18 protein-coding genes are annotated in these 19,991 nt (G+C 73.6%); 11 read left to right on the forward strand and 7 right to left on the reverse strand.

Going from position 1 to position 19,991, the window contains the following annotated elements:
- Positions 1-48: 48 nt before the first annotated feature.
- Positions 49-315, forward strand: coding sequence for a DUF6504 family protein (locus tag ACH34R_RS25275; protein ID WP_397563991.1), 267 nt, complete (start codon positions 49-51; stop codon positions 313-315).
- Entirely contained in the window at positions 315-3,815 is a 3,501-nt protein-coding gene (locus tag ACH34R_RS25280) for a DNA polymerase III subunit alpha (protein WP_397564076.1), read from the forward strand. The genes ACH34R_RS25275 and ACH34R_RS25280 overlap by 1 nt, the downstream gene beginning before the upstream one ends.
- On the opposite strand, the gene ACH34R_RS25285 is transcribed toward ACH34R_RS25280, so the two are convergent.
- Complete coding sequence (locus tag ACH34R_RS25285) at positions 3,812-4,534, reverse strand: DUF4328 domain-containing protein (RefSeq protein ID WP_397563992.1); 723 nt, start codon at positions 4,532-4,534, stop codon at positions 3,812-3,814. The two genes, ACH34R_RS25280 and ACH34R_RS25285, sit on opposite strands and share 4 nt — an antisense overlap.
- Positions 4,535-4,646: 112 nt before the next feature.
- The gene (locus tag ACH34R_RS25290; protein WP_397563993.1) at positions 4,647-5,297 is read right to left on the reverse strand and encodes a response regulator; all 651 of its coding nucleotides are present in this window, start codon (positions 5,295-5,297) and stop codon (positions 4,647-4,649) included.
- A gap of 146 nt (positions 5,298-5,443) precedes the next feature.
- On the opposite strand from ACH34R_RS25290, the gene ACH34R_RS25295 reads away from it, so the two are divergent.
- The 4 genes from ACH34R_RS25295 to ACH34R_RS25310 are packed head-to-tail and all read left to right on the forward strand — an operon-like array spanning position 5,444 to position 9,635.
- Complete coding sequence (locus ACH34R_RS25295) at positions 5,444-6,886, forward strand: sulfatase (protein WP_397563994.1); 1,443 nt, start codon at positions 5,444-5,446, stop codon at positions 6,884-6,886.
- Positions 6,887-6,907: 21 nt separating this feature from the next.
- The gene (locus ACH34R_RS25300) at positions 6,908-7,636 is read left to right on the forward strand and encodes a (Fe-S)-binding protein (RefSeq protein ID WP_397563995.1); all 729 of its coding nucleotides are present in this window, start codon (positions 6,908-6,910) and stop codon (positions 7,634-7,636) included.
- Positions 7,633-9,015, forward strand: a complete 1,383-nt coding sequence (locus tag ACH34R_RS25305; RefSeq protein ID WP_397563996.1) for a lactate utilization protein B — start codon at positions 7,633-7,635, stop codon at positions 9,013-9,015. The genes ACH34R_RS25300 and ACH34R_RS25305 overlap by 4 nt, the downstream gene beginning before the upstream one ends.
- The gene (locus ACH34R_RS25310; RefSeq protein WP_397563997.1) at positions 9,012-9,635 is read left to right on the forward strand and encodes a lactate utilization protein C; all 624 of its coding nucleotides are present in this window, start codon (positions 9,012-9,014) and stop codon (positions 9,633-9,635) included. Before ACH34R_RS25305 ends, ACH34R_RS25310 begins: the two co-directional genes overlap by 4 nt.
- On the opposite strand, the gene ACH34R_RS25315 is transcribed toward ACH34R_RS25310, so the two are convergent.
- From ACH34R_RS25315 to ACH34R_RS25335, 5 genes are all read right to left on the reverse strand, one after another.
- Entirely contained in the window at positions 9,629-10,696 is a 1,068-nt protein-coding gene (locus ACH34R_RS25315; RefSeq protein ID WP_397563998.1) for a Vms1/Ankzf1 family peptidyl-tRNA hydrolase, read from the reverse strand. The two genes, ACH34R_RS25310 and ACH34R_RS25315, sit on opposite strands and share 7 nt — an antisense overlap.
- Before the next feature lie 21 nt (positions 10,697-10,717).
- The gene (locus ACH34R_RS25320) at positions 10,718-11,131 is read right to left on the reverse strand and encodes a DUF2795 domain-containing protein (RefSeq protein WP_397563999.1); all 414 of its coding nucleotides are present in this window, start codon (positions 11,129-11,131) and stop codon (positions 10,718-10,720) included.
- Positions 11,132-11,206: 75 nt separating this feature from the next.
- Entirely contained in the window at positions 11,207-12,163 is a 957-nt protein-coding gene (locus tag ACH34R_RS25325) for a sugar kinase (RefSeq protein WP_397564000.1), read from the reverse strand.
- Positions 12,160-12,816 (reverse strand): RraA family protein, encoded by a 657-nt coding sequence (locus ACH34R_RS25330; RefSeq protein ID WP_397564001.1) that lies wholly within the window; start codon positions 12,814-12,816, stop codon positions 12,160-12,162. Before ACH34R_RS25330 ends, ACH34R_RS25325 begins: the two co-directional genes overlap by 4 nt.
- A gap of 30 nt (positions 12,817-12,846) precedes the next feature.
- Positions 12,847-14,199, reverse strand: coding sequence for an MFS transporter (locus tag ACH34R_RS25335; RefSeq protein WP_397564002.1), 1,353 nt, complete (start codon positions 14,197-14,199; stop codon positions 12,847-12,849).
- A gap of 229 nt (positions 14,200-14,428) precedes the next feature.
- Between ACH34R_RS25335 and ACH34R_RS25340 the strand changes: the two genes are divergently transcribed.
- The 5 genes from ACH34R_RS25340 (at position 14,429) to speB (ending at position 19,965) form a co-directional block, all read left to right on the forward strand.
- On the forward strand, positions 14,429-15,430 hold the full coding sequence (locus ACH34R_RS25340; RefSeq protein WP_397564003.1) for a LysR family transcriptional regulator: 1,002 nt from the start codon (positions 14,429-14,431) through the stop codon (positions 15,428-15,430).
- A gap of 149 nt (positions 15,431-15,579) precedes the next feature.
- A complete protein-coding gene (locus ACH34R_RS25345; protein ID WP_397564004.1) occupies positions 15,580-16,752 on the forward strand; it encodes a precorrin-6Y C5,15-methyltransferase (decarboxylating) subunit CbiT in 1,173 nt (390 codons plus the stop codon).
- A gap of 148 nt (positions 16,753-16,900) precedes the next feature.
- Positions 16,901-17,800, forward strand: a complete 900-nt coding sequence (locus ACH34R_RS25350) for a sirohydrochlorin chelatase (protein ID WP_397564005.1) — start codon at positions 16,901-16,903, stop codon at positions 17,798-17,800.
- A gap of 9 nt (positions 17,801-17,809) precedes the next feature.
- A complete protein-coding gene (cobT, locus tag ACH34R_RS25355; RefSeq protein ID WP_397564006.1) occupies positions 17,810-18,877 on the forward strand; it encodes a nicotinate-nucleotide--dimethylbenzimidazole phosphoribosyltransferase in 1,068 nt (355 codons plus the stop codon).
- A 74-nt stretch (positions 18,878-18,951) separates the two neighbouring features.
- Complete coding sequence (gene speB / locus ACH34R_RS25360; RefSeq protein ID WP_397564007.1) at positions 18,952-19,965, forward strand: agmatinase; 1,014 nt, start codon at positions 18,952-18,954, stop codon at positions 19,963-19,965.
- The last annotated feature ends 26 nt before the right edge of the window (positions 19,966-19,991 follow it).

The following is a 19,991-nucleotide window of genomic DNA, read 5'->3' on the forward strand; positions in this document are numbered from 1 at the left end:
GGGTGGCTCGCGAGGAAACAGCCGGAGCCACAAGGGAGAGCAAGCGCCTTGAGCAGACTCTACGGAGACCCTATCGAGGTCTGGACCCGAGACGGCGCACCGAGCCAGTTCGTCTGGCGGGATCGGCTCTATGTCGTCCACGGGGTGCTCGACCACTGGGTCGTGGCCCGCGAGTGGTGGAAGACCTCGGAGAACGACCCGGGCGAGCGCAGGTTCTGGCGGGTCGAGGCCCGCGCGGGCGACCAGGGCGGCACCTACGAGCTGCGCTACGACACCGCGAGCGACGGCTGGCTGATGATCAGGGCGTGGGACTGATGTTCGCCCACCTGCACCTGGCCTCCGCCTACTCGCTGCGCTACGGCACCGCCTTCCCGCAGGCGCTGGTCCGCCGGGCCGCCGAGCTGGGCATGGACATCCTCGCGCTGACCGACCGCGACGGCCTGTACGGCGCGATCAAGCACGCCCAGGCGTGCCTGGCCGCCGGCGTGTCGCCGGTCATCGGCGCCGACCTCGCCCTTTCCGCAGACGAAGGCGGCGGGGGCAAGGGCGAGCGGCGGATCACCGTACTGGCCCGCTCGGGCGGCTGGGCCGCCCTGTGCCGTCTGGTCACCGCAGCCCACTACTCCGGGGAGCGCGGTGAGCCCCGGGTGACCCGCGAGATGGTCGCGGCCCACGCCGAGGGCCTGGTGGTCATGCTCGGTCCCGCCTCCGACGTGGGTCACGCCGCCGCGGCCCGGCGCGACGACCTGGCCGCCGGCCTGCTGGCCCGCTGGCGCGCCGCCGTTCCCGACCTGGTGGTCGAACTGGTCGACCAGTACGGCTACCGCGAGGCCAACACCGCCGCCCGGATGCTCGGCCTGGCCGGCGCGGCCGGGGTGCCCGCCGTGCTCACCAACGCCGTACGCCACCTCGCGCCGGCCGACTACCAGGTCGGCGACGTACTCGACGCGGCCCGCCAACTGGTCCCGCTGCACCCCCGCCACCTCCCGCACTCCACCTCGCACGCCTACCTCAAGAGCCCGGAGGAGATGGCCCACGTCGCCGCCCGGATCTGCGGCGGCGACGAAGAACAGGCCGCCCGCCTGCTCGCGACCACCCGCCAGGTCGCCGAGCGCTGCGTCCTCGACCCATTCGACCTGCTGGTCCTGGAGAACGACGAGCCCGAGCTGCACCTGCCCGAGATCGGCAGGAACCCGGTGCCGCTGCTGCGCGACCGCTGCGCCGACGGCCTGTACCGACGCGGGCTGGACCGTTCCAGCGATGCCAGGGAGCGCCTCGCCGCCGAACTCGACGTCATCGAGCGCAAGCGGCTGTCCGGCTACTTCATCGCGGTGGCCGGGATCACCGACATGATCCGCGGCATGGGCGTCCGCTGCGCGATCCGCGGCTCCGGCGCGGGCAGCCTGGTCAACTACCTGATCGGCATCGGCGAGGTCAACCCGCTCGACCACGACCTGCTGATGGAGCGCTTCCTGTCCGAGGGCCGGGTCGGGCTCCCCGACATCGACGTGGACGTGGAGTCCGCCCGCCGCCTGGACTGCTACCGCGCCATCTACGAGCGCTACGGCGAGGCCCGGGTGGCCTGCGTGTCGATGATGGAGACCTACCGGGCCCGCAGCGCGATCCGCGACGTGGGCGGGGCCATGGGGCTGCCCCCGCACGAGATCGACGTGATCGCCAAGGCGTTCCCGCACGTACGCGCCAAGCAGATCCGCGCCGCCCTGTCCGACCTGCCGGAGCTGCGCGAGAGCGGGCTGAACGACCGGGCGCTGGCCACCGTGTTCCGGCTCGCCGAGAAGCTGGACGGCCTGCCCAGGCACATCGCCCTGCACCCCTGCGGCGTGCTGGTCGGCAACGCCGGGTTGCGCGACCGCACCCCGGTCGAGCGCAGCCTGCTGGACTTCCCGATGTCGCAGTTCGACAAGGACGACGTGGAGGAGGCGGGCATGCTCAAGCTGGATGTGCTGGGCGTGCGCATGCAGTCGTCCATGGCCTACACGCTCACGGAGATCGAGCGGGTGGACGGCGTTTCGGTACGGCTCGACGAGGTGTCCCACGACGACACCGAGACCTACGACCTGATCGGCACGGGCCGCACCATCGGCTGCTTCCAGATCGAGTCGCCCGGCCAGCGCGAGCTGGTGGCCAAGATGATCCCCCGCACCATGCACGACCTGATCATCGACATCTCGCTGTTCCGCCCGGGGCCGGTCAACTCCGACATGGTCACCCCCTTCCTGGAGAGCAGGCACGGCTGGCGGCCGGTCCGCTACCCGCACCCCGACCTGCGAGGGGTGCTGGCCGAGACCAACGGCGTGGTCATCTTCCACGAGCAGATCCTCCAGGTCGTGCACGCCATGACCGGCTGCGGCCTGTCCATGGCGGAGAAGATCCGCCGCACCCTCGACACCCCCGAGGGCAGGTCCAGGGTCCGGGTGTGGTGGGAGCTCAACGTGCGGCCGGAGTACGACAGGGAGACCGTCGAGCGGTCCTGGGAGGTGCTCGACGCGTTCGGCGCGTTCGGGTTCTGCAAGGCGCACGCCGCGGCCTTCGCGCTGCCCACCTACCAGTCGGCCTGGCTCAAGCGGCACCACACGGCGGCCTTCTTCGCCGGGGTGCTCACCCACGAGCCGGGGATGTACCCGCAGCGGGTCATCCTCGACGAGGCCCGCCAGTGCGGCGTGTCGGTGCTGCCGCTGGACATCAACCGCTCGGGCCGGCAGTGGCTGGTCGAGCGGGTCGGCCCGCGCGCCGGCCCGCCCGCCGCCGACCCCCAGGGGCCGGCGAGGATCCGCGTCCACCCGGCCGGGCTGGAACCCGCGGGGCGCAGGGCCCCTGCGCCCGCGTGGGTCGGCGAGATGGGCCGGGGGTACGGCCTGCGGGTGCCCTTCTCCGCGGTCAAGGGGGTCAGCGAGGCCGAGGTGGACCGCATCGTCGAGGGCCAGCCGTACACCTCGCTGGCCGACTTCTGGGACCGGGCCCGGCCCTCGCGGCCGATCGCCGAGCGGATCGTCCAGGTCGGCGGCCTGGACGCGCTGCACCGGCTGCGCCCGGGCGGCCCCCGCTGGCGTCCCGGCGAGCTGACCAGGCGCGACCTGATCGCCCAGGTCGGCGTGCTCGAACGGGGCATGCGGTCTGCGGCGCAGCTCCCGCTGGGCTTCACCGAGCACATCGTGCCGGGGGAACTGCCGGAGATGACCGAGAGCGAGATGGTCGAGGCCGAGCTGAGCATCCTGGGCATGGACGTCAGCCGCCATGTGATCAGCTTCCACGACGACCTGCTGGACGCGATCGGCGTGGTCCGGTCGGCGGAGCTGCTGTCCCTGCGCAACGGCGCGGAGGTGCTGGTCGCCGGGGTCAAGGTGGCCACCCAGACCCCGGCGGTGCGGTCCGGCCAGCGGGTGATCTTCACCACCCTGGACGACTCGACCGGCCCGGTGGACCTGACGTTCTTCGAGTCGGTGCAGGGGCACTGCGCGGCCACGGTCTTCGGGTCGTGGCTGCTGGTGGCCCGCGGGGTGGTCAGGCGGACCGGGCCGCGGGCGGTGTCGCTGCGCGCGCTGGACTGCTGGAACCTGCTGGACGTGGACCAGGTGTGGCGCGAGGAGGGGATCGCCGGGGCGCGGGCGCTGCTCGGCGCGGCCCCGGTGTCGGCGGGCGCGGTCGGCGGGCGGCGCATCGAGTACGCCAACGGCTTCCGGCTCTCGCCGTACGCCGACATCGGCCCCGCCCCCGGCGTGCAGGACCCGCCGCGCCGGCTCTGGCACGCCAGCGGCGGAAGCTCCGGGCCCGCGCCGACCCGGCGCAGCGCCTAGCCGCTCGCCTGGTCGCCCGCGGACTGCGGTTGCAGGACCGGGCCGCCCAGCGGGGGCAGGTCGATCACCCGGGCGTCGTGGCCCGCCTCGGCGTACGGGGCGAAGCGGCCGGGGCGCGGCCCGGCGGGCCGGGTGCGGGCGATCTGCCTGATCGTGGCCGTGCACAGCAGCGCGGCCAGGGAGAAGGCGGCGAGCTGGACGAGGCCGACGCCGGTGACCCCGCCCCGCGCGGCGAACCCGGCCCCGATGCTCGCCAGCGCGCCCAGCCAGGCCAGCCACCATGCGGCGAGCAGGGCCAGCCAGCGCCGCCGCCGGGCCGCGGGCAGCCGGCCGCGGGTCTCCCGCCACACGCGGTCGACCAGCAGCGGCGGGACGATCAGGTTGAGCCCGGGCACCAGCCAGCCGGCCAGCACCCCGCCCGACCCGCGGACGCCGGGAACGCTCGCCCGCCTCGCCCTGACCAGCCAGGTCAGGTAGGCGCAGGCGGCGATGACCGCGGTCGCGGCCACCGTGAGCAGGAGCACCGCGAACAGGGTGACGTCGCCGACCAGGGCCTGCCTGCCGGAAGCGTCGGCGCCCAGCAGCGCCAGCCTCCTGGCCAGCCGTTCGCCGCGGGTCGCCTCGAAGATCACCAAACCGGCGAGGGCGGCGAGATGGACCAGGAAGGCCGCGTGGACGGCCAAGGCCGCTCGGTGCGGTGGTGGCGGGGCAAGGCGCATGAGATCTCTCCCCCCGGCATGCGCGCTGAAGGACCTTGTCCTTCTTCTATCCCGTACGCCACTCCGCTAATCCGGGCTGATCCGCGCTGATCCGGGCGGACCCGAGCTTGTCTCACCCCACGATGCCGGACTCCCAGGCCCAGGCCGCGATCTCGACCCGGTTGCGCACCCCGAGCTTGCTCTGGATGCTGCCCAGGTGGGTCTTGACGGTGGACAGCGAGACGAACAGCTCCCCGGCCACCTCCAGGTTGGTGCGGCCCCTGGCCACCAGGCGGACCACGTCCAGCTCCCGCTCGGTCAGCGGCTCGCGGGCCGGCCGTGCCGTACTGGGACGCGGGCGCGCCAGGTGCTCCAGCAGCCGCACGGTGATCGACGGCGACACCAGCGCGTCGCCCACCGCCGCCGCCCGGATGGCCTCCACCAGCAGCGTCGGCCCGCTGTCCTTGAGCAGGAACCCGCACGCGCCGGAGCGCAGCGCGCCGTACACGTATTCGTCCAGGTCGAAGGTGGTGACGATGACCACGCGCAGCGGATCGTCCACCCCGGGGCCCGCGAGGATCCTGGTCACCTCCAGGCCGTCGAGCCGGGGCATGCGGATGTCGAGCAGGCACACATCCGGACGCAGCCGCCTGGCCTGCTCCACCGCCTCAGCACCGTCCGCCACCGCCGCGACCACTTCGAGGTCGGGCTGGGCATCGAGGATCATCTGAAATCCGGTCCGCACCAGCGCCTGGTCATCGGCGATCAGCACCCGAGTAGTCACCCGACCGATTGTGCTGGACCGGCGAGCCGAACGCACATCGCCCGCCTCCCCGGCCCTCGCGCCGGGAGAGCACCGGAGAGCACCGGAGAGCACCGGAGAGCGCCGGGCGTGTGTCGAAAAGACCCGAGGCGGGAAACCTATCCCATGTGAAGAAGGTCGTCGGCTGGCTGGCCTGCGCCGCGATGCTGTTGCTCGCCGGAGCCGGGCCGATACGCGGCGTGCCCGCCGACGCGGGCGCCGCGCCGCGCCCCAACATCATCCTGATCGTCGCCGACGACCTGGAGGCGAGCGACCTGCGCTCGTTTCCCAACATCTGGTCACAGCTCGTCCGCCAGGGCACCTCCTTCGAGCGGTACTTCGTGACCGACTCCTGGTGCTGCCCGTCGCGGGCGTCGATCCTGCGCTCGCAGTACGTGCACAGCCACGGCGTGTTCACCAACACCGCGCCGGAGGGCGGGTTCGCCCGGTTCTACAGATCCGGGCTGGAAAGCTCCACGATCGGCACCTGGCTGAAGGGCGCCGGATATCGCACCGCGCTGATGGGCAAGTACCTCAACCACTATCCGGGCAGGGCCGCGCCGCCCACCCATGTGCCGCCCGGCTGGGACGAATGGTACGTACCGGTCAGGCGGCTCTACGAGGAGTTCGGCTACACGCTCAACGAGAACGGCACCCTGCGCGCCTACGGCGACGAGGAGTCCGACTACCTCTCCGACGTGCTGGCCGCCAAGGCGTCCGCGTTCGTCTCCCAGCCGCGCAAGGAGCCGTTCTTCCTCTACCTGGCCCCGGTCGCACCGCACCTGCCGGCCAACCCGGCCCCCCGGCACGCCGATGCCTTCGCCGAGGCGCGGGCGCCCCGCCCGCCCAGCTTCAACCAGGACGACGTCTCGGCCGAGCCCGAATGGCTGCGTTCGGCCCCCCGCCTGGACGACGACGAGGTGGAGGAGGTGGACGAGCGCCACCGCAGGCGGCTGCGCGCGATGCTCGGCGTGGACGACATGGTGGGCGCCCTCGTGCGGGCGCTCGGCCAGTCCGGGCGGCTGGGCCGGACCTACCTGTTCTTCACCTCCGACAACGGTTTCCACCTGGGCACGCACCGGCTGCCGCTGGGCAAGACCACGCCGTTCGAGGAGAGCATCAAGGTGCCGCTGGTGGCCAGGGGGCCCGGCGTGGCGGCCGGGCGCACGGTCACCGCCATGACCGCCACAGTGGACCTCGGGCCGACGTTCACCGAGCTGGCGGGCACGCGGGTGCCCGGCTTCGCCGAAGGGCGTTCGCTGGTGCCGCTGCTGACCGGGCAGACGCCCGCGGCGTGGCGGAAGAACGTGCTGGTGGAGTTCTACCGGCCGCCGGACTGGTCGCCGGTGCCGGGGGAGGCGCCACCGTATCGGGCGCTGCGCACGGCCAGGCACACCTACGTCGAGTACGCGGGCGGCGAGCGCCAGCTCTACGACCTGACCGCCGACCCCTACCAACTGGACAACATCGTCACCCGCACGCCCGCCGAGGTGGTCGACTCCCTGGCGCGCACCCTGCACGAGATGGCGGCCTGCTCGGGCGCGAACTGCCGCGTCGCCGACACCCGATGACGATCGTTTAGTGTGGTCCGGGTGCGGGTCGCGTTGTTCATCACATGCGTCAACGACACGCTGTTCCCGCGGACGGGCCAGGCGGTGGTGTCGCTGCTGCGCCGCCTGGGGTGCGAGGTGGAGTTCCCCGCCGGGCAGACCTGCTGCGGCCAGATGCACCTGAACACGGGATACCGGGCCGAGAGCACTCGTCTGGCCGGGCGGTTCGTCAGCGTGTTCGCCGGGTACGACGCGGTGGTGGTGCCCTCGGGTTCGTGCGCGGCCATGGTACGCGAGCAGTATCCGCGGCTGGCCCCGCCCGGCGCGCCCGCCCGCGCGGTGGCGGCGACCGTGCCCAGGGTCCATGACCTGTCGGAGTTCCTGGTGGACGTGCTCGGCGTCACCGACGTCGGCGCGTACTTCCCGCACCGGGTGACCTACCACCCGACCTGCCACTCGCTGCGCGGCCTGCGCCTCGGCGACCGCCCCGCCCGGCTGCTGCGCCGGGTCCGCGGCCTGGACCTGGTGCCGCTCCCGGACGCGGACCAGTGCTGCGGGTTCGGCGGCACCTTCGCGGTCAAGAACCCCGCGGTGTCCGCCGCGATGTGCGCCGACAAGGTCCGCGCGGTGCTCGACACCGGCGCCGAGGTCCTGTGCGCCGCCGACAACTCCTGCCTGATGCACATCGGCGGCACCCTCACCCGCCAGCGCGCCGGAGTGCGCACCATGCACCTCGCCGAGATCCTGGCCGCCACCGAGGCCCGCCCGTGAGTTTCGCGGCGAACGCGGGGCGGGCCGTGCGGGATTCGCAGTTGCGGTACAACCTGCGCAAGGCCACCGGCACGATCCGGAGCAGGCGCGCCCAGGTGGTGGCGGAGCTGCCGGACTGGGCGGAGCTGCGGGCGACCGCCAAGGCGATCAAGGACCACACCCTCCGCAACCTGGACACCCACCTCGTCGAGCTGGAGGAGGCCGTCACCCGGGCCGGTGGCCGGGTCCACTGGGCGGAAGACGCCGAGGAGGCCGGCCGGATCGTGACCCGGCTGGTCAAGGCCACCGGCGAGACCGACGTGGTGAAGGTCAAGTCGATGGCCACCCAGGAGATCGGGCTCAACGAGACGCTCGCCGCGCACGGCATCACCGCGCACGAGACCGACCTCGCCGAGCTGATCGTGCAGCTCGGCGACGACCTGCCCTCGCACATCCTGGTCCCGGCGATCCACCGCAACCGCGCGGAGATCCGGGAGATCTTCCTGTCCGAGATGGGCCGCCGGGGCCGCCCCGCGCCCGCCGGCCTCACCGACGACCCCCGCGCCCTGGCCGAGGCCGCCCGCCTGCATCTGCGCGACCGCTTCCTGGCCGCCAAGGTCGCGATCTCCGGGGCCAACTTCATGGTCGCCGAGACCGGTACGCTCGTGGTGCTGGAGTCGGAGGGCAACGGCCGGATGTGCCTGACCCTGCCGGAGACGCTGATCAGCGTGGTGGGCATCGAGAAGGTGGTGCCGTCCTGGCGGGATCTGGCGGTCTTCCTGCAACTGCTGCCGCGCAGCTCCACCGGCGAGCGGATGAACCCCTACACCTCCACCTGGACGGGCGCGGTGGAAGGCCAGGAGTTCCATCTGGTGCTGCTGGACAACGGGCGCACCCGGGTCCTCGCCGACGAGGTGGGCCGCCAGGCGCTGCGCTGCATCCGGTGCTCGGCCTGCCTCAACGTGTGCCCCGTCTACGAGCGGACCGGTGGCCACGCCTACGGCTCGGTCTACCCGGGGCCGATCGGCGCGATCCTCACCCCGCAGCTTCGCGGCATGGAATCCGACCTCGACCGGTCGCTGCCGTACGCCTCCAGCCTGTGCGGCGCCTGCTACGACGTGTGCCCGGTGGCCATCGACATCCCCGAGGTCCTGGTCCACCTGCGGGCCAAGGCCCCGCACCCGCTCGCCGAGCGGGCCGGCATGCGCGCCGCGGGCTGGATCCTCGACCGCCCGGTACGGCTGGCCCGCGCCCAGCGGCTGGCCGCCCGGTTCCGCCGGCTCGCCCCCGGACGCCTGCCCGGCCCGCTGGCGGGCTGGACCGACACCCGCGACATCCCCGACATCCCGCCGGAGTCCTTCAGGGACTGGTGGGCCAGGACGAACGGAGGCCGCCGATGAGCGGGTCCAGGGAGCGCATCCTCGCCCGCGTCCGCGCCGCCGTACGCGACGCGCCCGAGGTGGAGATCCCGCGTGCCCATCACACGGCCGGCAGCCCCGAGGGCGCCGCCGCCGAACGGTTCGCCGAGCGGGTGGGCGACTACCGGGCGTCCGTCCACATCGCGCCGGAGGCCGACGCGCCCGCGCTCATCGCCGAGGCGCTGGACAGACGCGGCGTGCGGCGCATCGTCGTGCCCGGCGGCCTGGACGCGGAGTGGGCCGCGGCAGTGCCGGCCGCCGCCGTGCTGCGCGACGAACCACCGCTGGCCGCGTCGGCCCTCGACGTCGCAGACGGCGTGATCACCGGATGCGCGGTGGCCGTCGCCGAGACCGGCACGATCGTGCTGGACGCCGGTCCCGGGCAGGGCCGCCGCGCGCTCACCCTGATCCCCGACTACCACCTGTGCCTGGTGCGCGCCGCCCAGATCGTCCCCGGCGTGCCCGAGGCGATCGCCGCGCTGGACCCGGCGCGCCCGCTGACCTGGATCAGCGGCCCGTCGGCGACCAGCGACATCGAACTCGACCGGGTGGAGGGCGTACACGGCCCGCGCACCCTGGAAGTCGTGATCGTCACTCAGTAACGCAGCAGCGCGGCGACGTCCGTGCCGAGCGCGTCGCGCCCGGCGAACCACAGCTCGGCGTCGGTCGTCGCGGCGGCCCGGACCAAGGCCGCGTCGGCGCGTTCGCGCACCGGCTCGGCCACGCCGTACGCCCGCAGGTGGCCGGCCTCCAGGGCGAGCTGCGCGCCCTCCTCGCCGATCCACAGCAGGTCGTCGGCCGACTGCTCGTCGGCGATCAGCAGTACCTCCACCCGGCCGTCGCGCAGCGCCGCCACCGTGTCGTCCAGGCCGCGGGACGACGGCCCGACGCCGTAGCGGTCCAGCAGTTCGGCGCGCCTGCCCTCGACCAACGCGTCCACCGCGGCGTCGGCCGCGGCCTCGAAGGCCGCCGGGTCCGCGCCCTCGGCCCTGCTGCCGTGCTCGGCCATCACCACGCGTTCGGCCGCCGCGGCGCCCAGGTGTTCGCACACCAGCGCCCGGGACCTCGGCGCGCCGCCCACCACGACCAGCTCCGCTCCGGTCCTGCGGACCTCATCGTCCACCGCCTCCGCGACCGCGATCGCGTTGCGCTCCCAGGTCTCCTCGACCCCTCGTTCGTAGCGCTTCTGCGACCAGCCGCCCTGCCCGGTCTTGGTCAGCGGCCAGTCCTGTTCCTCCCCGACCGCCGTACGGCGGGGCGCCCCCTGTCCGGCCACGATGACGTCGGCCCCGGTGTGGTCGGCGATCACCCGGACGTGCGGGACGCTCTCGCCGCGCTGGGCCAGCAGCGGCATCAGGTGCGGCAGGGCCGCCCAGCGGGCGATCTCCCGGCGTGGCGGCTCGGGCAGCGCCTCATCGTGCGCCACCTGCCCGTGGGTCGCGAACAGCGCGCGCCCCGGGGCGGCCTCGCCGGGGTCGGTCACCCGCTCCTCGATCGCGTCCAGCGACGCGCCGTCGCTCTCCCCGGCGAGGTGGCCGCGCAGTTCCCGCCAGCGCAGCGCGACCTCCTCCGCGCCGCTCGCGTCGGACCGGCCGGCGTACAGGTAGACCGAGGCGAACGGTCCGGGCTGGTCGTAAAGCGGACGGATCGCGTCGAGCTTCATCTTCCACCCCCAGGATGTCGTTCACGTGCGGCGGGTCTCGACGCCGAGCCCCAGCGCCTGCGCCACCTCGGACACGTTGGCGTACTGCAGGTCGGGCAGTGCCCGCACCGCCTCCAGTACGGCGTCCGGCGCGCCCGCTCCTTCCGCGTGGGCGAGCAGCGCGTCCCGCCCGGCGGGGAAGCTCGCGTTGCTCAGCCATTTGGCCAGGTTGCTGCGCCGTTCCACGTCGGCGGGGCTGATCCCCTGCGGGCTGCCGCGCTCGTGGCCCGGCGGTTCGGGCGGCGGGGCGAGGTCCTTCTCGCCGGGGCGTTCGGTGGGCTCGGGCTCCTTCCACTCCTCCGCGTGTGACGTGCCGCCGCCCCTGACGATGCCCTCGCTCTCCTGCTTTTGATGCTCGTCCAGGCGCGGGCCGTGTTTCGCGCTGCCGCGTTCCATGGCGTCACCCCCTACGCCGAAGTTGTCCGGAACCGGCCCCCTACCCCCGCGCCCGGTGCCAAACCTGGGCCGCCGTCAGCCGGCCGCCTCCGCCGTCGCGAGGCGCGCCCGCACCGCCGTACGGGCCGGGATGGGCCCGACCGCGCCGGGGCCGGTGGTGGTCAGCGCCGCCGCCACCACCGCGTACCGCGCGGCCTCCACCGGGGTGGCCCCTTCCAGCAGCAGCGCGGCGAACGCCCCGTCGAAGGTGTCGCCCGCGCCCGCGGCGTCCACGGGCGTCACGGGGTGGGCGGGCACGTGGGTCGCCCGGCCGTCCGCGCCGACCAGCGCGCCGTCGGCGCCCATCTTGAGCACGACCACCCCGCGGCACCGGGCCGCGAACGCCCCGAGCACCGCCTCTGGATCGCGCTCCCCGGTCAGCAGCCGGCCCTCCTCCAGGTTGGGCAGCGCGATGTCGGCGAGTTCGACGCTGCGGGTCACGATGGCCCGCGCCCGTTCCTCGGGCCACAGCGCCGGGCGGTGGTTGGGGTCGTAGGACACCAGGGTGCCGTGCGCCCTGGCCACCGTCATGGCGTGGAACGCCGCGTCGCACGCGCTCGCCGAGATCGCCTGGGTGATGCCGCTGACGTGCAGCACCCCCGCGCCGGCCACGGCCTCCTCCGGCACGTCCGCGGGTGACAACCGGCTGGCGGGGGAACCGGCCCGGTAGTAGGTGAAGGCGTGCGCGCCGCCGCCGTGCCTGGCTACGAAGTAGATCCCGGTACGGCCGTCCGGCTCGACCACCACATGGCCGGTGTCCACCCCTTCGGCCCGCCAGAGGTCCAGCAGCCTCCTGCCGAACGCGTCGCCGCCGACCCGCGTCACGTACTCCGCCCGCGCCCCGGTGCGCCGTGCGGCGATCACCATGTTGGAGGTGTCGCCGCCGTACCCGACCGCGAAGGACTCCGCCTGTTCCAGCGCTCCCTCCGTGGCCGCGTTGAACTCGACGAGCGGTTCCCCGAGCGCCAGCACCCCGCCCGTTTCGCCGGTCATATCCGGTTGTACTTCGCCAGGCCGTCGCGCAGCGAGCCGGTGTCGAGGATGAGGCGGGTCTGCTCGCGCTCGCGCCGTTCGATCTCGGTGGCCGCGTCGAGCACGGCGGTGATCAGGCGGGCGGGCACCCGTACCACGCCGTCCCGGTCGGCCACGATGAGGTCGCCCGGGTGGACCGACACGCCGCCCAGCACGACGGGCTCGTTCAGCGACACGGTGCGGTAGCGGCCGACCGTGGTGGCGGGCACGCTCCACCGGGAGTAGACGGGGAACTGGGGGTAGTCGCGCTGGATCTCGGTCACGTCGCGTACGCCCGCGTCCAGCACGGCCCCCGCGATCCCCCTGGCCACGGCTCCCGCCGTCATCAGCCCGCCCCAGACAGCGACGTCCGCGCCGCCCGCGTCGATGCACACGACGCTGCCGGGGTCGGACTCGTCGATGGCGGCCAGCGCGTGCGTGGGCGGCTCGGCCTCCTCGGTCGGCACCTCCCGCACGGTCACCGCGGGGCCGGCCAGCGTGCCCGCGCCCGGCGTCTGCATCCGGATTCCGCCGCTCATGTAGCCGCGGACCCCCTGCAGTTCCACCGCGTCGGCCACCGACGCGGTGGAGACGATGCGGAACGCCGCCAGGACATCCTCGGCGATGCTGGTCATACCGGCTGTTCTCCTTCTCTAGGTGTTGGGTCAGGTTTGCTGGGGGGTGGGTGCGGCGTCCGCCGCCGGGCCGGTGGCCGCGCCGCCGAGCGGTGCGATCTTGCCGATGACGAACGCGTAGACGAGGGCGCCGACCAGGGCCACACCGCCGGCGACGGCCAGCGGGGCCACGTACGACCCGCCGGTCGAGTCCAGCAGGATGCCGACCACGAGCGGGCTGACGAACCCGGCGGCGTTGGAGGCGAAGCCCTGGATGCCGGCCAGCGAGGCCACGTTGCCCGGGGCGGGCGCGACGTCGGCGGGCAGCGCCCACAGGCTGGAGGCGGCGAAGCACAGCGCGCACTGGGAGAGGGCGAGCAGGGCCAGCGCCGCGGCCGGGCTCTCCACGATCCCGGCGAAGACGATCACCGAGGACACCACGAGCCCGCTGATGAGGGGCACCTTGCGGGCGTAGGAGACGCTGCGGCCCGCGTTGATCAGCCGGGTCTGCAGCGCCCCGCCCAGCCACTGCGCCGGGATGGCGAGCAGCGCCGGGAGCATGCCGAAGATCCCGAGCTTGAGCAGGTCGAACCCGCGGGCGTCGACCAGGTAGGACGGGAACCAGGTGATGAAGAAGTAGAGCACGAAGGACAGGCAGAAGAAGCCCAGGATCATGCCCCAGGTGGTGCGGTAGCGCAGCAGCCTGCCCCAGGCCATGGGGGGCACGTCCGAGCCCGCGTCGGCCCCGCCGCCCTCCTTGATGTAGGTGTGCTCCTGCGCGGAAAGGCGCGGGTGCGTCTCGGGGTCGCGGTAGACCCGCAGCCACAGCGCGCAGAACAGCAGGCCGAGCAGGCCGGCCGCGACGAACGAGCCGCGCCAGCCGACGACCGCGATGACCACGGTGATCAACGGCAGCGCCAGCGCGGTGCCCGCCCTGCCCCCGCTGTCGAAGATCGACGCGGCCATCGCCCGTTCCCTGGAGGGGAACCAGCGGGCGACGATCTTGGTGCTGGACGGGTAGGAGGGGGACTCGGCCGCGCCGAGCAGCAGCCGCAGCAGGAGCAGCACCAAAAAGCCGCTCGCCGCGCCGATCAGCATGGTCACGATCGACCACCCGGCCACCGCGATCACCATCATCCGGCGCGGCCCGATGCGGTCCACCAGCCATCCAGACGGCAGCAGGGTCACGGCGTAGGTCCAGAAGAACGCGCCGAGCAGCACGCCCGCGCCGGTCTTGGAGAGGTTCAGCTCCTCCGTCATGTACGGGAGCGCGACGCCGAGGTTGGCACGGTCCAGGTAGTTGATCGTCGTGGCGCCGAAGGCCAGCCAGATCATCGTCCAGCGGACGCGTCCCGCGGGTTTGGCCTGGTGGTGGGGGGTCGGTGAACCGGAAAATGCGGTCATGAGCATGACTCCTGCGCGAATGCACGGACGTCGGCGCCGTGAAGGGGGCGTAGGGGGGTGTAGGGGGCGGGCAAAAGGTCACGGGCCTGTCGTTTCCGCGAGCTTATGGTCCATACCGGTCCACTGTTAAGCGCGAATTATGGATGGGATTATTCGGAAGACGGATCAGCGGGCATCCGGTTCACGGCAAGATCTTGTCGCGCTGCGAACGGCGGGGTAAAGCGGATCCATGTTGCGACCGGATGTCCGTCTGGAGTGGTTCGTTTCGTTTCTCGGGGTCGTTGACACGGGGAGTTTCAGTGCGGCGGCCGAAGCCGTGCATCGCTCACAACCCCGGGTGAGCATGCACGTCGCCGCGCTGGAGCGGGAGGCCGGCCTCCCGCTGTTCGATCGGAGCAAGCGGCCGGTCGAGCTGACCGAGGCGGGGGTGGTGCTCGCCGACCACGCCCGTTCCATCCTGCGCGAGCTGGCCTTCGCCGAGGCCGCGATGGCCGACCGGCGCGGGGCCGCCAGGGGCGTGGTCACCCTGGGCAGCTATCCGAGCGCGGGGGCGGCGTTCGTCCCGGCCGTGCTGGACCGGCTGGCCAGGCACAGCCCCGCCATCAAGGTGGTGCTCGTCGAGCGGGCCACGCTGGAACTGGACAGCGCGCTGACCTCAGGGGAGATCGACGTCTACCTACGGCCGATGACCCCGCCGCCGGCGCCCCCGGTGCGCAGCCGCCCGCTGTGGCGCGAACCGCTGGTGGTCGTCCACCCGCCCGGCCACCCGCTGGCCCGCCTGCCCGACCCGCTGCCCGTGGCCGCGGTGGCCGCCTACCCGCTGATCACCATCGGCCGGCTCGGATCGCCGACCGCCATGGGCTTTGAGACCTACAAGGTCTTCCGCAGGCACGGCTTCGAGGTCGAGGCGGTGCAGGCCACCAACCAGCCGCAGACGCTCGTCTCGCTGGTACGGCACGGCCTCGGCGTCGGCGTGACCAACCAGCTCGCCGTCTCCACCGCCGACACCGGCGGCGTCATGGTCCGCCGCCTGGCCGACACCTGCGGACGCCGCGTGGCCGTCCACTGGGACTCCACCCGGCCGCTCACCCCCGCCGCGCGCACCCTGCTGGAGGAGATCCTGGCCGCACCGCCACCGCTCGGCACCGAACCACTGTCCGACCTCGCGGAGGTCCCGCATCCCGGCGAAGTGGTGCCGCTCCGGGCTCCGCATTCGCTGACCGGCGCGTGATACGCCTACCCGAATAGTGGTATTCGGGCACTTTAATACTGATATGACACACCGAAAGGCCGCCGCGTTTCGTCTCCCTCTTCCACCCGCCGGACCTACCGGTTGAGCCCGCCATCGGTAACTGTGGGAGAGGGAGGCGGTGAGCACTGATGATCACTGTGATCGGCAGCGACGGCTCGGAGCTGTCACCGGGGGCACGGGCCAAGGTGGACCAGGCGGCGCTGGTCACCGGCCCGGAACGGGTCATCAGGCGGGTGCGGCCCGATCCCGGCGTGCCCAGGGTCGTCGCCGGCGACGTGCTCCGCGCGCTGGACGAGCACCTGGAGGGCTCGGCGGGCGGGCCCGCCGTCGTACTCGCCGACGGCGACCCCGGGTTCTTCGGCCCGGTGCGCGAGCTGCGCGCGCACGGCCTCGCCCCCGAGGTGCTGCCCGCCGCCTCGCTCGTCTCCCGTGCCTTCGCCCACGCCGGCCTGGCCTGGGAGGACGCCCTGGTGGTCGGCACCCCCGAACTGCGCAGGGCGGCCAACGTGTGCCGCGCCCACCACAAGGTCGCCGTGCTGGCAGCGCCCGGTGTCGGCCCCGCCGAACTGGCCAGGGAGCTGGCCCCCACCACCCCGCGGGCGCTCATCGTCTTCGAAGACCTCGGCGGCCCCGACGAGCGGATCATCCACAGCCGGATGGGCGAGGCCACCACCCGCCCGTGGAAGAACCCCGGCATCGTCCTGGTCGTCGATCCGCGCCACCGCCGCCCCGGCGAGGTGTGGCTCGCCGGGGCCAGGCCGGGGCCGGGGGAGTGGGCCGCCGAATCGCACGGGTCGCCGGGGATCGGCGCCGAGGCCCGCGCGTTCGTGCTCGCCAGGCTCGGCCCGCGGCTCGGCGACCTGGTGTGGGACATCGGCGCGGGCCACGGTGAGGTGTCCGTGGACTGCGCCGGGTTCGGGGCGGCGGTGTTCGCCGTGGAACGGGACGCCGGCCGCTGCGAGGTCATCAAGCGCCGGGTGCTCGCGCACGGTGTCAAGGTCGCCCTCACCCGCGGGCAGGCCCCCGCCGCCCTGGAGCCGCTGCCCGACCCCGACGGCGTGTACGTCGCGGGGGGCGGGCCCGAGGTGGTGGCCGCGTGCGCCAAACGCGGTCCGGCCGCTCTCGTGTGCGCGCTGCGGGAGGCGGAGCGGGCTCCGGCCGTACTGGCGGTCCTGCGGGAGTACGGCTACCGCGCCGAGGGCGTGCGGATCCACGCCGAACGGCTCGCCGAACGCCCTGACGGGACCCTCGCGGCGGCCCCCGCCGACCCCGTGCTGATCCTCCACGGGACCCGCCGCTGAGGCTCACAAGGACCGCATGATCTCCGCCGTCCCACCAGCACCGCCGGTTCCGACATGGCCTGTCAGAACCGTGTCTTTTCGGATATCCTCGCGTGACTTGTCCGAGCATTCGCAGGTCACGCCTGTAAAGAACGATGGAGATTCGTGGATGAAGCCGCCACTGCTGCTCATCGGTCATGGCACGGGCGATGACAGCGGGGCAGCCGAATTCGGCAGATTCGTACACCGGCTGCGGTGCCGGCTCGACCGCAGTACCGACGTCGCCGCAGGCTATCTGGAGCGCGCCCGGCCCCGGCTCGGCGACACCGTCGCGTCGCTGGTGGGCAGGGGCCACCACCGGATGATCGCGCTCCCGCTCACCCTGAACGGCGAGCGCCGCGCCGGGCTGGACATCCCCGCCCACATGGCGGCCGAACAGCAACGCCACCCCACCCTCCTGTACTCCTGCGCCCGCCCGGTCGGCCCCGACCCCCGCATCCTCGCGCTGCTGGGCGACCGGCTCGCCGACGCCGCGACGGAGATGCCCCGGCTGCGCGCGGTCCCGGCCGCCGCGCCGCACGACGAGGAGCCGGAGCCCGCCGGACCCCGCGAGACGGCCGTCGTCCTGGTCGGCGACGGCTCCATCGACGCCGCGGCCAATGCCGACGTCCACCGGGTCTCCCGGCTGTTCTGGGAGACCCACGCCTACGACTACATGACCGTGGAGACCGCCTTCGTCTCCCTCACCCCGCCCGGCGTGCCCGGCGGCCTGGAACGCTGCCGCCGCCTCGGCGCCCGGCGCGTCATCGTCGTGCCGTACCTGCTGTTCGCCGGGGGGCTGCTGGAACGCGTGTGGGCGCAGGCGCTCGCGTACGCGGCCGGGCACCCCGACCTGGACATCCGCTGCGCCGAGGTGATCGGCGACTGCGAGGTGCTGGCCGACGTCGTGCTCGACCGCTACGAGGAGGCCCTGGGCCTCGCCCCCGACCTTGCGCCCCCGCGCCTTTCCACCCCGCTGGCCGTGGCGGCCCCCCGCCTGGCCTCCGGCCGCCCCACCGCCGTGCGATGAGGATGGTTGATGAGCCCCCTGCTTGACGCGACGATCGCCGCCGTACGTCCCGCCGACCCCGCCGTGCTCGCCGAGGCGGCGGCCCACCAGGACCGCCTGACCAAGCCGCGGGGCTCGCTCGGCGTCCTGGAAGAGGTCGCGGTACGGCTGGCCGGCTCGGCCGGCGTCAGCCCGCCCCCCATGCCGGTCCCCGCCGCCCTCGCCATCTTCGCCGCCGACCACGGCGTCTACGTGCGCGGCGTCAGCCCGTGGCCGCAGGAGGTCACCGGCCAGATGGTGGCCAACTTCCTGGCCGGGGGAGCCGTCGCCAACGCGTTCGCCGCCCAGATGGGCGCGTCCGTCACCGTCGTGGACGTCGGCGTGGTGGGCGACCTGCCGCCCGCCGACGGCCTGCTGGTCCGCAAGGTCGCCCGGGGCACGGCCGACCTGTCACGCGGCCCGGCCATGACCCGCGAGCAGGTCGTGACCGCGCTGGAGACCGGCATCACGGTGGCCGCCGACCTGCTGGCGGCCGGCGCCCGCTGCCTCGTCGCGGGTGACATGGGCATCGCCAACACCACCGCCTCCGCCGCGCTGATCTGCGCCTTCTGCGGCGCCGACCCGGCCGTCGCCACCGGCAGGGGCACCGGGATCGACGAGGAGACGCACACCCACAAGATCGACGTCGTCCGGGAGGCCCTGGACGTCAACCGCGCGCTGTGCGAGGCCGGGCCGCTGGACACGCTGCGCGCGCTCGGCGGCCTGGAGCATGCGGCCATCGCCGGGTTCGTCCTGGCGGCGGCGGCCTCGCGGGTCCCGGTGATCTTGGACGGTGTGATCGCCGGGGCCGCGGCGCTGGCCGCCGCCGCGCTCGCCCCCGCCGCCGTGGACCACTGCGTGGCCGGGCACCGCTCGGCCGAACCGGGCCACCGCCTGGCCCTGGACCACCTCGGGCTGCGCCCGCTGGTGGACCTCGAACTCCGCCTCGGCGAGGGGACCGGCGCGCTGCTGGCGCACCCGCTCGTGTGCGCCGCCGTACGCGTCATGCACGACGTCGCGACCTTCGACTCTGCCGGAGTGACCGACAAGGAGGCATGACCCCTTCGCGGGGAATGAGACGCGCGCGCCCGGGAAGGCCGGGAAGGTAGGCCGGTGGCCGGAAGGAGCGCGCGGTGGCCAGATATGGGCCGATGTACGGAGCCGACATCACCTTCCTCGGCGTCGATCGGTGCGATGTCACGGATCCGGGCACGTTCGCCGACGCCGACGTGGTGATCCTCGGCGCGCCGTTCGACGGGGGCACCGTCAACCGGCCGGGTGCCCGGTTCGGCCCCGCGGCCATCCGCCAGGCGTGCTACCTGCCGCACGACGGTTCCCGGCCGAGCCTCGCGCTGCGCGTGGACGCCCTCGCCGACCTGCGGGTGCTCGACGCGGGCGACGTGGAGTGCTACTCCGGCGACGTCGAGGGCTCGATCGCCGCCATCGAGGAGGCGGTGCGGCGCATCGCCTCCAGCGGCGCGGTCCCGGTCGTGCTGGGCGGCGACCACACGATCGCCCTGCCCGACGCCAGGGGCGTGGCGCGGGTCCGCGGCCTGGGCCGCGTCTCGATGATCCACTTCGACGCCCACGCCGACACCGGCAACGTCGCCTTCGGCCACCTGTACGGCCACGGCCAGCCGATGCGCAGGCTCATCGAGTCCGGGGCGGTCCGCGGCGACCGGTTCCTCCAGATCGGCCTGCGCGGATACTGGCCCGGCCCCGAGACGCTGCGCTGGATGGCCGATCGCGACATGCGCTCCTACGAGATGACCGAGATCGGGGCGCGCGGCCTGGGCGAATGCCTGACCGAGGCGTCCGCGGTCGCGCTGGACCAGTGCGAGGGGGTGTTCCTGTCGGTCGACATCGACGTGTGCGACCCCGCCGCCGCCCCCGGCACCGGAACCCCCGAGCCCGGCGGGCTTTCCGCCCGCGGGCTGCTCGACTCCGTGCGCCGGATCTGCTACGAACTACCCGTGGTGGGGATGGACGTCGTCGAGGTCGCGCCGCCGTACGACCAGGCCGGGATCACCGCCGCGCTCGGCAACCGCATCGTGCTCGAAGCCCTGTCCGCGATGGCGCGCCGCAGGCGCGACGTGTCCGGGCACCCGCCGTGGGACCCACGTCAGCCACTGCTGGACGGGCGTTAACGCACGGGCAGCGAAATCCGGCGGAC

The organism is Spongiactinospora sp. 9N601, assembly GCF_044326295.1.
Taxonomy (GTDB): domain Bacteria; phylum Actinomycetota; class Actinomycetes; order Streptosporangiales; family Streptosporangiaceae; genus Spongiactinospora; species Spongiactinospora gelatinilytica.